The sequence below is a fragment of the Pseudomonas sp. NPDC089401 genome (genome assembly GCF_044749485.1).
Lineage (GTDB): Bacteria > Pseudomonadota > Gammaproteobacteria > Pseudomonadales > Pseudomonadaceae > Aquipseudomonas.
The window spans coordinates 53,517-66,542 of sequence record NZ_JBIVIA010000002.1; the positions used below are offsets into that span (position 1 = coordinate 53,517).

A 13,026-nucleotide genomic window follows, 5' to 3' on the forward strand; every position below is an offset into this window, starting at 1 on the left:
CAAGTAGCTATCCAGTGGGCAGATTGCCCGTCTACACTCGACTTCAGACCACCTGAACGAGAGGCCGCTATGCCGCCGATGCCGGCCATTCTGTTGCTGCTCCTTGTCCTTTGGAACACGACGGCCGGCGCCCTCACCCTGACAGACGAGGAAAAAACCTGGCTCTCTGCGCACCCGCAGCTGAAGCTGGGCGTCGACGCCTCCTGGCCACCGTTCGAGTTTCGGGACCAGGAAGGCCGGTACCAGGGATTGGCCGCCGATTACATCGCCTTGCTCCAGGAACGCCTTGGGGTCTCGCTCACGCCGGTCGAGCCCAGCAGCTGGACCGAAGTGCTGCAGCAGGCACGCCAAGGCAGCATCGACCTGCTACCGGGCATCATGTCGACCCCGGAGCGCCAGAACTACTTGGCCTTCACCCGCCCCTACCTGGATTTCCCCATCGTCATCCTTGCCCACGAAGGCAGGCCGCAGCCGCACACCCTCAAGGACCTCTACGGCCTGAAGGTTGCGGTGGTGGAGAACTACGCCCCCCACGAACTCCTGCGCACCCACCACCCGGACCTCAACCTGGTGGCCATGCCCAACGTGAGCTCGACCCTCCAGGCCTTGGCCACCGACGCCGTGGACGCCGTGGTCGGCGACCTCGCCTCGAGCATCTGGAGCCTGCGCCAGCTCAAGCTCGAAGGGCTGTATGTCAGCGGCGAAACACCCTACCGCTACCAGCTGGCAATGGCCGCGCCACGCGAGCAGCAGGTATTGATCGGCATTCTCGACAAGGTCATGGCCGACATGACCAGCGAGGAGGTCAGCCAGATCCAGCAACGCTGGGTCGGCAATGTGGTCGACCAGCGCAGCTTCTGGCATGACACCCTGATGTACGGCCTGCCGGCCGTGCTGCTGCTGGTCGCCATCCTGGCCGTGGTGATCCGCATCAACCGCCGCCTGAGCTCGGAAATCTCCCGGCGCATCGCCCTGGAACAGGAACTGCGCAGCAGCGAGTACCACTACCGCGGCCTGATCGAAAGCCTCTCGGCCATCGCCTGGGAGGCCGACGCCAACGATTTCACCTACAGCTACGTCTCGCCCCATGCCGAGGACCTGCTCGGCTACCCGCTGCACGACTGGCTCAAGCCAGGCTTCTGGCGCAGCGTGCTGCACCCGGAGGATGCACTCTGGGCCCAGGCCTTCTGCGAGAGCGAGACCGCCGCGGGCCGCGACCACAGCCTCGATTACCGGGTCATGCGCGCCGACGGCCAGGCGCTCTGGGTGCGCAACATCGTCAGCATGATCGAGCACGGCCACCAGCCGGTGATGCGCGGGCTGATGATCGACATCAGCGAAACCAAGCGCACCGAGGATGCCCTGCGCCTTTCCGAACAGAAGTTCGCCTCGGTGTTCGAACAGTGCCCGGACATCCTGCTGATCGCCCGCCACAGCGACGGTGCGCTGCTGGAGGTCAACGAAGCGTTCGAAGAACAGATCGGCCTGAGCCCTGGCGAGGTGATCGGCCGCACCGCCACCGAACTCAACCTGTGGGGCGCCGAGGGCATGGGCCCGAAGCTGCTCGAACGCCTGCACCAGGGCGGAATCCGCAACCTGGAGATGACCTTCCGCCGCAGCAACGGCCAGTTGTTCACCGGCCTGACCTCGGCCGAAACCTTCGAGCTCGATGGCCAGCTGGCGCTGGTGGTGGCAGTGCGCGACATCAGCCAGCTCAAGGAGACCCAGCAACAGCTGCAGACCTCCGAGGAAAAGTTCGCCAAAGCCTTCCACGCCTCGCCCGATGGCCTGCTGCTGTCGCGCCAGAGCGACGGCCTGCTGCTGGAGGTGAACGATGGTTTCTGCCGCCTGACCGGTTACGATTTCAATCCATCGGTCGACCAGACCTCGTTCGACCTGGGGATCTGGGTCGACCTGAACGAGCGCAAGCGCCTGATCGAGCAACTGGCCCGTGATGGTTTCGTGCGCGACTTCACCTCCCACCTGCGCCGCAGCGACGGCCAGATCCGCCTCTGCGAACTGTCGGTGCGGCCATTGCCGATCGCCGGCGTCGACTGCATGCTGACCATCGCCCGCGATATCACCGAACGCCACCTGATGCAGGAAAAACTGCAACTGGCCGCCACGGTATTCGAGAACACCGCCGAAGGCGTGCTGATCACCGACACCGACCAGCGCATCAGTGCGGTCAACCGCGCCTTCAGCGAGATCACCGGCTACAGCGAGATCGAAGCCCTCGGCCAGACCCCGCGCCTGCTCGCCTCCGGCCAGCACGACAGCGCCTTCTACGCGTCGATGTGGCATCAGCTGAACGACGAAGGCCACTGGCAGGGCGAGATCTACAACAAGCGCAAGAACGGCGAGCTGTACCCCGGCTGGCTGACCATCAGCGCCGTGCGCAACCACGAACGTGAGATCACCCACTTCGTCGCCGTGTTTGCCGACATTTCCAGCCTCAAGCATGCCCAGGCCAAGCTCGACTACCAAGCCCATCACGACCCGCTCACCGGCTTGCCCAACCGCGCCCTGTTCGAGAACCGCCTGCAGGCGGTGCTCACCTGCGCACAGGCGTCCAACCGCCAGGGCGCGGTGCTGTTCCTCGATCTCGACCGCTTCAAGCACATCAACGACAGCCTCGGCCACCCGGTCGGCGACCTGCTGCTCAAGGGCATCGCCCAGCGCCTCAAGGAGCAGGTCCGTGACGTCGACACCGTGGCCCGCCTGGGCGGCGACGAATTCATCATCCTCCTGCCCGGCCTGCACAAGCCCGCCGATGCCAGTGCCATCGCCAGCAAACTGCTGGCCTGCTTCGTCGCGCCGTTCCAGGCCGGGGAACACGAGTTCTTCACCAGCGCCAGCATCGGCATCAGCCTCTACCCCCAGGACGGCAGCGATGTTGCCACGCTGATCCGCAACGCCGACGCCGCCATGTACCGCTCCAAGGCCAAGGGCCGCAACCGCGTCGAGGCCTACACCCGCGACCTGACCGCCCAGGCCAGCGAACGCATCGCCCTGGAACACGAATTGCGCCGCGCCATCGAGCGCAACGAAATGAGCCTCAGCTACCAGCCCAAGTTCAGCCTCAAGACCCAGACCCTGGTCGGCGCCGAGGCGCTCATCCGCTGGAGCCACCCGACCTTCGGCGAAGTGCCGCCGGAGCACTTCATTCACCTCGCCGAAGAGAACGGCACCATCCTCCAGCTCGGCGACTGGGTACTGGAGCAGGCTTGCCAGCAGATGCACCGCTGGAAGAAACACTACCAGGCCTTCGGCCCGCTCTCGATCAACCTGGCCGGTGCCCAGCTGCGCCAGCCCAATCTGGCCAAGCGCATCGAACACCTGCTGCGCACCTACCAGCTCAAGGCCGGCGACCTGCAGCTGGAGATCACCGAGAACTTCATCATGAGCCAGGCCGAGGAAGCCCTGGCCGTGCTGCACCAGCTCAAGCAACTGGGCGTGCAGCTGGCGATCGACGATTTCGGCACCGGCTACTCGTCCCTGAGCTACCTCAAGCGCCTGCCGCTGGACATCCTCAAGATCGACAAGTCGTTCATCCGCGGCCTGCCGGACGACCCCCACGACGCCGCCATCGCCCGCGCCATCATCGCCCTGGGGCGCAGCATGCAACTGACCATCATCGCCGAGGGCGTGGAGAACCAGGCCCAACAGCGCTTCCTTGCCGCCGAGGGTTGCGAGCAGATCCAGGGCTACATCGTCAGCCTGCCGCTGCCGCCGGACGAGTTCGCGGCGACCTTTCTTCGTATAGCACTAAGTGATCTTTCGGATGGCACGGTCTGGAAACCCTCGTTATAATCCGCGCACTACTGAGGGCCTATAGCTCAGTCGGTTAGAGCAGAGGACTCATAATCCTTTGGTCCACGGTTCGAGTCCGTGTGGGCCCACCAGATACGACAAAGCCGCGCATCCGCGCGGCTTTTTTGTGCCCGCAGATCAACCCCCATCGCTCATTCCACCATCCTGGTTGGCCCTGGAACGCCCCAGTTGGACGATGAGCCGAATACGCACCATAATCGGCTCACAAAATGAGCCGAATAACCTCGCTATTCGGCTCACCCCCACCACGAGGCCTCCATGAACCTACCTTTCTGGATATGGCAGCAACCCGATTGGCCTGAACTCCACTGGCAGATGGATACGCTGGCGCCGTTACTACGTGCCTGTACCCAAGCCCTAGGCCGCTTATTGGGCATGGCGGGGGCTATCAGTACAGATGAGCAGGCGCAGAATACGCTCGATGCTTTGCTGCAAAACATCATCACTAGCTCGGCGATCGAGGGTGAGCGGCTCAATGTGGAGTCCGTGCGCTCATCGCTGGCCCGGCGCATGGGGCTGCCGGCCGAAGGGCAAGAGTCCGCTCGCAGCAAGGGGCTCGCCGAGTTGATGCTCGATGCCACTCAGTCCCATGGCGAACCTCTGACACTGGAGCGTCTGCTGCATTGGCACCAACTGCTCTTTCCTGCCTCCGAGCAACTGCTATCGACGCCTTTACGAATCGGCGAGTTGCGCGGTAGCGAACCCATGCAGGTCGTCTCGGGTCGCCTCGACAAACCGACGGTGCATTTCGAGGCGCCGCCCCGAGACGGCCTGGAGACTCAGTTGCAACGTTTCCTCGACTGGTTCAGCGACTGCCTGCACGATCCGAAGCTCGACCCGCTGTTGCGTGCAGGGATCGCGCACTTCTGGTTTGTCACACTTCATCCCTTCGACGACGGCAATGGCCGGCTTACCCGCGCCATCACCGACCTGGCGCTGACCCAGGCGCAGCCACAATCAATCCGGCTCTACGCCATGTCGGCCAGCATTCTCGAGGACCGACGTGGCTATTACGAGGCTCTGCAAAGCAGCCAGAGGGCGGGGATGGACATCACCGCATGGCTCGAATGGTTCCTGCAGACCCTGTTGAACAGCATCGAACAGGCCCTGGCGCGAATAGAACGGGTACTGGGCAAGGCCCGTTTCTGGCATAGCCACGGTCAGGGCGGATTGTCCAAGGAGCAAGTCAAGGTCCTCAACCGCCTGCTCGATGGCGATGTTCTCGATGCCCGTGGCGGTTTTGCCGATGGCATCAGTGCCAAGCAATATCAGGCCGTGGCCAAGGTGTCGAAGGCTACCGCCAGCCGTCACCTTGCTGACTTGCTGGAAAAGGGCTGCCTGGTGCGACTGCCAGGTGGCGGGCGAAGTACCCGCTACCAGATCAACTGGACCGGCGAAGCTGAAGGGACTGCAAGCGACGAATCTCTCGAGACCCCTTCAAAGCCTTGAGCGCAGTTTACAGATCCCGCAACAACAGCGTCTTGCCAAAATTCCTGAATACCTGCGTGTACTGCTTGCGCCAGTTGGCCGCCCAGAACGCGGCATCCGGGAAGGTGCCGTCATCCGAGCGCGCCGCCAGTACATCGCTGGGTGCGATCTCTTCCGGCTGTTGCTGGCTGAGCATGGGGAACGCCATGTAGGCCTTGAACTGCTTGGAGAACACCTTGTCGATGGCGATGCCTTTGTACGGCGCTTGCATCAGCAGGCGCTGGCAGCCCTCGTGGGAGAGGATGTAGGCATGGGTGCCCTTGGTGCGCACGCGGGCGATGCCGCGGGCCCAGGTCAGCCAGACCTTGCCGAGGTTGGCCCCCAGGTAGAACAGCTCGGGGTCACGCCGGCGGAAGAATGCGTTCATCTGCTTCACCTGCACCGGGGCGAATTCCAGCAGCGTGGCGTCATCCTCGAGGATCAGCACGCGGCGATAGTTACGCTCCAGCGCCAGCCGGGCACATTTCATATGGGAGTCGAAGCAACCCCGTTCCGGGCTCTGGCTATCGCGCTCGACAATCAGAAATTCGACATTCAAGCCGCTGCCGGCGAACTCCTGGGTCAGCAGTTCGCGACGGTCGATACGCTCTTGCAGGCTGATACAGAAAATGCCGTCGATTTGCAGGCGGCTGAGGTCCTTGGCCTTGGACATTCCACATTCTCACGATGCGTTACAGGGCACGCTTGGGCCCACGGGAGCGCCATTCTCAGGCAAGTAATGGCGGCGCGACATCAGTACAATCGTGAAAGAGTGTAAGCAATTTTCCAGTCGAATCGGCCCACCATGATGTCGGAGTATTCCTATCGCTGTTGCCCTCAACCTGGTATTGCCCTGCCGACCACAGGCTGGCTAGGCTAACGGGCCAACTGCCGAGACTTGCCATGCTGGATTCCCGCCCTATCACCCTCGATGAGATCGACCGCCAGTTGATCGCCCTCCTGCAGATCAACGCCCGCGAAAGCGTCGCCACCCTCGCCCGCCACCTGGGCATCGCGCGCACCACGGTCAATTCACGTCTCGAACGCCTGGAAAAGAACAAGGTCATCACCGGCTACGGCGTGCGCCTGGGCCAGCGCCTGATCGGCGGTGGGCTGCAGGCCTATGTCGGGATCAAGGTGCAGCCACGCTCCGGCAAGGAGGTGGTACGCCGCCTGAGCGGCATGGGTCAGGTGCAGCAGCTCTGCGCGGTCAGTGGCGAATTCGATTACGTGGCCTGGCTGCACAGCGAGTCGCCAGAGCAGCTGGATCAGTTGCTGGACCAGATCGGCAGCGTCGAAGGGGTGGAGAAGACCACCACGTCGATCATTCTCAGCAGCAAGGTGGACCGGGGGCAGCCCGTCTGACGCCACTACTGACTACCGGGCATGCAGTTCTGCTTGTTCACCCGGTATGAAGTACTTGGCTGCTCTGAGCCGAACCATCGAAATTAACAATTTAACCGTCGATATGACGACTCACAGTTCATTACGCCAACAATCTGCTTCTTAATTACGAGCAGCACGCTTCATAAAATGACCTCCAGCCATCTCCTATACTCAGGCTCCGCTCCCCGCGCAGCCGCTCTGGCAAGGTCAGTTCATGAACAAGAAAAACCGCCATCCCGCCGACGGCAAGCCGCCCATCACCATCTTCGGCCCAGACTTCCCCTTCGCCTTCGACGACTGGCTGGAGCACCCGGCCGGCCTGGGCAGCATCCCGGTCGAACGTCACGGTGAAGAAGTCGCCATCGTCGGTGCCGGCATCGCTGGCCTGGTGGCGGCGTACGAGCTGATGAAGCTGGGCCTCAAGCCGGTGGTGTACGAAGCTTCGAAGCTCGGTGGGCGCCTGCGTTCGCAGGCCTTCAACGGCGCCGACGGGATCATCGCCGAGCTGGGCGGCATGCGCTTCCCGGTGTCATCCACGGCGTTCTACCACTACGTCGACAAGCTGGGCCTGGAGACCAGACCCTTCCCCAACCCGCTGACCGCCGCCTCCCACAGCACGGTCATCGACCTCGAGGGCCAGACCTACTACGCGGAAAAGGCCAGCGACCTGCCCAAGCTGTTCCACGAAGTGGCCGATGCCTGGGCCGATGCGCTGGAAAGCGGCGCGCAGTTCGCCGACATCCAGCAAGCCATCCGCGACCGCGACGTCCCGCGCCTGAAAGCCCTGTGGAACAAGCTGGTTCCACTGTGGGACGACCGCACCTTCTACGACTTCGTCGCCACCTCGCGCGCGTTCGCCGAACTGAGCTTCCAGCACCGCGAAGTGTTCGGCCAGGTCGGTTTCGGCACCGGCGGCTGGGACTCGGACTTCCCCAACTCGATGCTGGAAATCTTTCGCGTGGTGATGACCAACTGCGATGACCACCAGCACCTGATCGTCGGGGGCGTGGAGCAGGTGCCGCAAGGCATCTGGCGCCACGTGCCGGCGCGCTGCGCGCACTGGCCCGAAGGCACCAGCCTCAGCTCGCTGCATGGCGGTGCGCCGCGCACCGGGGTCAAGCGCATCGCCCGTGCCGCCGACGGGCGCCTGGCAGTCACTGACAACTGGGGTGATACCCGCCACTACAGCGCCGTGCTCGCCACCTGCCAGAGCTGGCTGCTGACCACCCAGATCGACTGCGAGGAGTCGCTGTTCTCGCAGAAGATGTGGATGGCCCTGGACCGGACTCGCTACATGCAGTCATCGAAGACCTTCGTCATGGTCGACCGGCCGTTCTGGAAGGACAAGGACCCGCAGACCGGTCGCGACCTGATGAGCATGACCCTGACCGACCGCCTCACCCGCGGCACCTACCTGTTCGACAACGGCGATGACAAGCCAGGGGTGATCTGCCTGTCCTACGCCTGGATGAGCGACGCGCTGAAGATGCTCCCGCACCCCGTGGAAAAGCGCGTGCAACTGGCCCTGGATGCGCTGAAGAAGATCTACCCCAAGACCGATATCGCCGGGCACATCATCGGCGACCCGATCACCATTTCCTGGGAGGCCGACCCCCACTTCCTCGGCGCGTTCAAGGGCGCACTGCCGGGCCACTACCGCTACAACCAGCGCATGTACGCGCACTTCATGCAGCAGGACATGCCTGCCGAGCAGCGCGGCATGTTCATTGCCGGTGACGACGTGTCATGGACCCCGGCCTGGGTGGAAGGCGCGGTGCAGACTTCGCTGAACGCGGTGTGGGGTATCATGAACCACTTCGGTGGCCACACCCACCCGGACAACCCGGGCCCGGGCGATGTGTTCGATGAGATCGGGCCGATCGCCCTGGCCGACTGACACCAAGGAGGCAGCATGCGCATCGCTTTGTTCCAGGGCGCCCCCCAGCCGCTTGACGTCCCCGGCAACCTGCAACGGCTGCGCCACCAGGCGCAGCGGGCGGCCGAGCAAGGGGCGCAGCTGCTGGTGTGCCCGGAGATGTTCCTGAGCGGCTACAACATCGGCGTGGAACAGGTCGAACGGCTGGCCGAGGCCGAGGACGGCGCGGCTGCCATGGAGGTGGTGGAGATTGCCCAGGCGCACCGCATCGCCATCGTCTACGGCTATCCCGAGCGCACCGATGACGGGGCCATCTACAACAGCGTGCAATTGATCGATGCCCAGGGTCGCAGCCTGTGCAACTACCGCAAGACCCACCTGTTCGGCGAGCTGGACCGGGCCATGTTCAGCGCCGGCGCCGACCACTTCCCGGTGGTCGAGCTGGAAGGCTGGAAGGTCGGCCTGCTGATCTGCTACGACATCGAGTTCCCGGAAAATGCCCGGCGCCTGGCCTTGGCGGGCGCCGAGCTGATCCTGGTGCCGACCGCCAACATGACGCCGTACGACTTCGTCTGCCAGGTGACCGTGCGCTCGCGGGCGCAGGAAAACCAGTGCTACCTGGTATATGCCAACTACTGCGGCGCGGAGGGCGAGATCCAGTATTGCGGGCAGAGCAGCATCATCGGGCCGGATGGCAGCCTGCTGGCAATGGCCGGGCGCGAGGAGTGTCAATTGCTGGCGGAGCTTGAACGTGAGCGGGTGGTGCGCGGGCGCGAGGCGTTTCCGTACCTGACCGACCTGCGCCGGGAGCTGCATTTGCGTCAGCGCTGACAGGGGCCGCTCTGCGGCCCATTCGCGGGTAAACCCGCTCCCACAGGGACCCGCGAAGAGGCCGGGCCTGCCACCCAAATGGGTTAGCATGAACCCCTGCCCCGGAGTTCCCATGCCTGACACCACCCGCCACCTCACCCTCGCCAACGGCCTGCAGCTGACCCTGCGCCACGCCCCGCGCCTGAAGCGCTCGGCCGCCGCCGTGCGGGTGCATGCGGGCAGCCACGACGCCCCGCGCCAGTGGCCAGGCCTGGCCCACTTCCTCGAACACCTGTTCTTCCTGGGCACCGCACGCTTCCCCTTGGAAGACGGCCTGATGCGCTACGTCCAGGCCCTCGGCGGCCAGGTCAACGCCAGCACCCGCGAACGCACCACCGACTTCTTCTTCGAAGTACCGCCCAGCGCCCTGGGCGGCGGCCTGGAGCGGTTGTGCCAGATGCTCGCCGAGCCAGACCTGGGCCTTGAACGACAAGCCCGCGAGCGGGAAGTGATCCACGCCGAATTCATCGCCTGGTCACGCAACCCGCAAGCGCAGCAGCAGTTCGCCGTGCTGCAGTCAGTGGCAGGCGATCATCCGTTGGTCGGTTTTCATGCCGGCAACCGCTATACCCTCGCCCTGCGCAACAGTGCCTTCCAGCAAGCGCTCAAAGGCTTTCACCAGCGTTACTACCAGGGTGGCCAGATCACCCTGAGCCTCTGCGGCCCACAGTCGCTCGATGAGCTGGAGCGGATCGCCAGGCAGTTCGCCAGCGGCTTTGCGACGGGCGCCAAGGTGGTGCAGGCACCAGCCCCTGCCTTGGGCAGCAAACAGGCACTGCTGTTCGCCCACGAAGACCTGCCCGCAGCCGCCGAACAGGCCCTGGAGCTTCTGCTGGCCCTCCTCGACGACAACGCCTCTGGCGGTTGGCGGCATGCCTTGGAGCAGCGTGATTGGCTCAGCGGCTTCAAGGCCGAGAAACTCTACGCCTTTGCCGGGCAACTGCTCTGGCACCTGGACTTGCAGCTCGGCCCGGACGCCGATCGCGATGAAGCCCTGAAGCTGTTGCACGGCTGGTTCGCGTTCATCCGGCAGGCCGATCCCGTGCAGCTCAACAGCGCGTTCGGCCGCTTGCAGCAAAGCCGCGAACGCAATGCCAGCGCACTGGAACTGGCCCGCCGCGACAGCGCCGGGCAGCCATTTGCCGCACTGGATGCAGCGGGACTGGCCGCATTTCGAGCGCTGCTTGAACAGTTGCCATGCCACCCACGCGGGCAGTGGCAGCTGCCGACGACTGATACCTTGCTGCTCGATGAGCTGCCCGCCGCCCAGGCTGCACCGCTGCCGGCGGCACTGAGCACCTGCGGCCTGCTGCCGGCGGCTCGCCAGTACGCAGCGCTTTATCTGCGCTGGCAGATACCATCGGCGCAGCGCCAACGCTTGCAGACCGTGCTCGAGCGCGCCTTGCAGCCACTGCGGGCACGGTGCGAGCGCGCATCGGTGCAACTGCAGTTCAATGCGGCGGGCGAGTACTGGCAACTGCGCCTCACGGGCAATCCCCCAGCAGTGATCCGCGCCGCGGGACAAGCACTGGCACTGATGCAAGCGCCCTCCAACTGGCTGCCAACCGGGCCTGAAGCACCACCCCTGATACCGATCAGGGCACTGATCAATCAACTGCCTGACGCCCTGCTTGGCGCGGCCGCCACCACTGTTGTGCCGTGCGACCTTGACCAGGCGCTGCTTGGCCAGGCCTGGCAGCACAGCTGCTGGCACGGGTTGGCCGTGGGCTTCGATGCCAGCGCCTTGCAGGTACTGGGTGCCCACTTGGGAAACTGCCCTGGGCAAGGCACCATGCCCGCCCCCGTCCCCTGCTGGGCAGGGCAGCGCTGGCACCAGGCCAACGTGCCTGGCAGCGAAAACGCCCTGCTGCTGTTCTGCCCGCTGCGCCCTGCGCAACAGGCCGCTGGCCGCCTGCTCGCGCAGCTGCTGCAGGGCCCGGTGTACCAGCGTCTGCGCGTCGAGTTGCAACTGGGCTATGCGGTGTTCAGCACCTTCCGTCAGATCGAAGGCATCGGCGGCCTGTTGTTCGGCGTGCAGTCGCCCTTAGCCCGCCAGGCCGAAATCCTCGGCCACCTGCGCACGCTGCTGTCCGTTGGCGTCACCCTCGACACCAACGCCCGCCAGAACCTGGCCGGGCAGTTCGAGGAAACGGCCATGGCCAACGCCGAGGTCGCCGAATGGGCCTGGCAGACATACCTGGCCACACAACCCGCCGACCTGCCTGCGCTGCAACGGTCTATCCTGATGACGCAACAAGCGGATCTGGACGCCCTGCTTGGCGAACTTCTCGGCCCCGATCGCACCTGGCTGTGCCTGGCCAACGCCACCGCGCCAGACGCGTCCTGGCACTGATCACCCCGGGATTGTTACGTTTCATGCAAGGGCGCTTATCAAAGAATTAACCTTTCGGTACAAATTTTTCTTGTAAGATAACGCTATCTCAGCCAGCGGAACCTCCTGCTCCAGGCGGCACCCAATCATCAGCTGAAGTACCCCAACCCAACCTGAAGGAGAACGCCCATGTGGACCAAACCTGCATACACTGACCTGCGTATCGGCTTCGAAGTGACCATGTACTTCGCCAGCCGCTAAGCCCTGCTTTGCGGCATGACGCCTCGGTCCGCCGGGGCGTCGTCGTTTTCCGGATACGGCTTTTCGCAGAAGGAGTGGCCATGTACATCCAGATTCTCGGTTCCGCCGCCGGCGGTGGTTTCCCGCAGTGGAACTGCAACTGCGTCAACTGCAAGGGCTTTCGCGACGGCAGCCTGCGCGCCACGGCACGCACCCAGTCGTCCATCGCCCTGTCCGACGACGGTGAGCACTGGGTCCTGTGCAACGCCTCGCCCGACATCCGCGCCCAACTGCAGGCCTTCGCGCCGATGCAGCCGGCGCGTGCCCTGCGCGACAGCGGCATCAACGCCATCGTCCTGCTCGACAGCCAGATCGACCACACCACCGGCCTGCTCAGCCTGCGCGAAGGCTGCCCGCACCAGGTCTGGTGCACCGACATGGTCCACCAGGACCTGACCACCGGTTTCCCGCTGTTCAACATGCTCAGCCACTGGAACGGCGGCCTGCAGTGGAATCGCATCGCGCTCGAAGGCAGCTTCGTCATCGACGCCTGCCCCAACCTGCGCTTCACCCCCTTCCCGCTGCGCAGCGCCGCGCCGCCCTATTCGCCGCACCGCTTCGACCCGCACCCGGGCGACAACCTCGGCCTGCTGGTGGAAGACACCCGCACCGGCGGCAAGCTGTTCTATGCCCCCGGCCTGGGCCAGGTCGACGCCAAGCTGCTGCAGATGATGGACGGCGCCGACTGCCTGCTGGTCGACGGCACCCTGTGGGAGGATGATGAAATGCAGCGTCGCGGCGTCGGCACCCGCACCGGCCGCGAGATGGGCCACCTGGCGCAGAACGGCCCCGGCGGCATGCTCGAGGTGCTCGACGGCTTCCCGCGCCAGCGCAAGGTGCTCATCCACATCAACAACACCAACCCGATCCTCGATGAAGACTCCCCCGAGCGCGCCGAAGTCCTGCGCCGCGGTGTCGAAGTGGCCTTCGACGGCATGAGCATCGAGTTGTAAGGAGGCCT

General features: G+C 64.5%; 9 protein-coding genes and 1 tRNA gene. 9 read left to right on the forward strand and 1 reads right to left on the reverse strand.

Annotation, left to right across the window (positions count from 1 at the left end; all coding sequences use genetic code 11):
- The first annotated feature begins 69 nt into the window (after positions 1-69).
- The 3 genes from ACIP21_RS04430 to ACIP21_RS04440 all read left to right on the forward strand — a co-directional run bounded on the left by ACIP21_RS04430 (position 70) and on the right by ACIP21_RS04440 (position 5,283).
- Positions 70-3,813, forward strand: coding sequence for an EAL domain-containing protein (locus ACIP21_RS04430; protein WP_400684422.1), 3,744 nt, complete (start codon positions 70-72; stop codon positions 3,811-3,813).
- A gap of 15 nt (positions 3,814-3,828) precedes the next feature.
- Positions 3,829-3,905, forward strand: a tRNA-Ile gene (locus tag ACIP21_RS04435).
- A gap of 187 nt (positions 3,906-4,092) precedes the next feature.
- The gene (locus ACIP21_RS04440; protein ID WP_400684425.1) at positions 4,093-5,283 is read left to right on the forward strand and encodes a Fic family protein; all 1,191 of its coding nucleotides are present in this window, start codon (positions 4,093-4,095) and stop codon (positions 5,281-5,283) included.
- 7 nt (positions 5,284-5,290) lie between these two features.
- Here ACIP21_RS04440 and ACIP21_RS04445 read toward each other — a convergent pair whose 3' ends face one another.
- Entirely contained in the window at positions 5,291-5,974 is a 684-nt protein-coding gene (locus tag ACIP21_RS04445) for a glycosyltransferase family 25 protein (protein WP_400684428.1), read from the reverse strand.
- 230 nt (positions 5,975-6,204) lie between these two features.
- Here ACIP21_RS04445 and ACIP21_RS04450 point away from each other — a divergent pair, with 230 nt between their 5' ends.
- From ACIP21_RS04450 to pqqB, 6 genes are all read left to right on the forward strand, one after another.
- On the forward strand, positions 6,205-6,666 hold the full coding sequence (locus ACIP21_RS04450; protein WP_400684431.1) for an Lrp/AsnC family transcriptional regulator: 462 nt from the start codon (positions 6,205-6,207) through the stop codon (positions 6,664-6,666).
- Positions 6,667-6,901: 235 nt separating this feature from the next.
- Complete coding sequence (locus ACIP21_RS04455) at positions 6,902-8,584, forward strand: flavin monoamine oxidase family protein (protein ID WP_400684434.1); 1,683 nt, start codon at positions 6,902-6,904, stop codon at positions 8,582-8,584.
- A 15-nt stretch (positions 8,585-8,599) separates the two neighbouring features.
- Positions 8,600-9,394: a carbon-nitrogen hydrolase family protein gene (locus ACIP21_RS04460; RefSeq protein WP_400684437.1), complete on the forward strand. Its 795-nt coding sequence runs from the start codon at positions 8,600-8,602 to the stop codon at positions 9,392-9,394.
- Between the two features lie 112 nt (positions 9,395-9,506).
- A complete protein-coding gene (pqqF, locus tag ACIP21_RS04465) occupies positions 9,507-11,786 on the forward strand; it encodes a pyrroloquinoline quinone biosynthesis protein PqqF (RefSeq protein ID WP_400684439.1) in 2,280 nt (759 codons plus the stop codon).
- Between the two features lie 168 nt (positions 11,787-11,954).
- Positions 11,955-12,026, forward strand: coding sequence for a pyrroloquinoline quinone precursor peptide PqqA (gene pqqA, locus ACIP21_RS04470; RefSeq protein ID WP_008365141.1), 72 nt, complete (start codon positions 11,955-11,957; stop codon positions 12,024-12,026).
- Positions 12,027-12,106: 80 nt separating this feature from the next.
- A complete protein-coding gene (gene pqqB, locus ACIP21_RS04475) occupies positions 12,107-13,018 on the forward strand; it encodes a pyrroloquinoline quinone biosynthesis protein PqqB (protein ID WP_400684442.1) in 912 nt (303 codons plus the stop codon).
- The last annotated feature ends 8 nt before the right edge of the window (positions 13,019-13,026 follow it).

Excerpts from the sequence above, each read along its gene's own strand:
- ACIP21_RS04455 (WP_400684434.1), top strand. The coding sequence starts at position 6,902 with ATGAACAAGAAAAACCGCCATCCCGCCGACGGCAAGCCGCCCATCACC.
- ACIP21_RS04440 (WP_400684425.1), top strand. The coding sequence starts at position 4,093 with ATGAACCTACCTTTCTGGATATGGCAGCAACCCGATTGGCCTGAACTC.
- ACIP21_RS04460 (WP_400684437.1), top strand. The coding sequence starts at position 8,600 with ATGCGCATCGCTTTGTTCCAGGGCGCCCCCCAGCCGCTTGACGTCCCC.
- pqqF (WP_400684439.1), top strand. The coding sequence starts at position 9,507 with ATGCCTGACACCACCCGCCACCTCACCCTCGCCAACGGCCTGCAGCTG.
- ACIP21_RS04430 (WP_400684422.1), top strand. The coding sequence starts at position 70 with ATGCCGCCGATGCCGGCCATTCTGTTGCTGCTCCTTGTCCTTTGGAAC.
- ACIP21_RS04450 (WP_400684431.1), top strand. The coding sequence starts at position 6,205 with ATGCTGGATTCCCGCCCTATCACCCTCGATGAGATCGACCGCCAGTTG.
- pqqB (WP_400684442.1), top strand. The coding sequence starts at position 12,107 with ATGTACATCCAGATTCTCGGTTCCGCCGCCGGCGGTGGTTTCCCGCAG.
- ACIP21_RS04445 (WP_400684428.1), bottom strand. The coding sequence starts at position 5,974 with ATGTCCAAGGCCAAGGACCTCAGCCGCCTGCAAATCGACGGCATTTTC.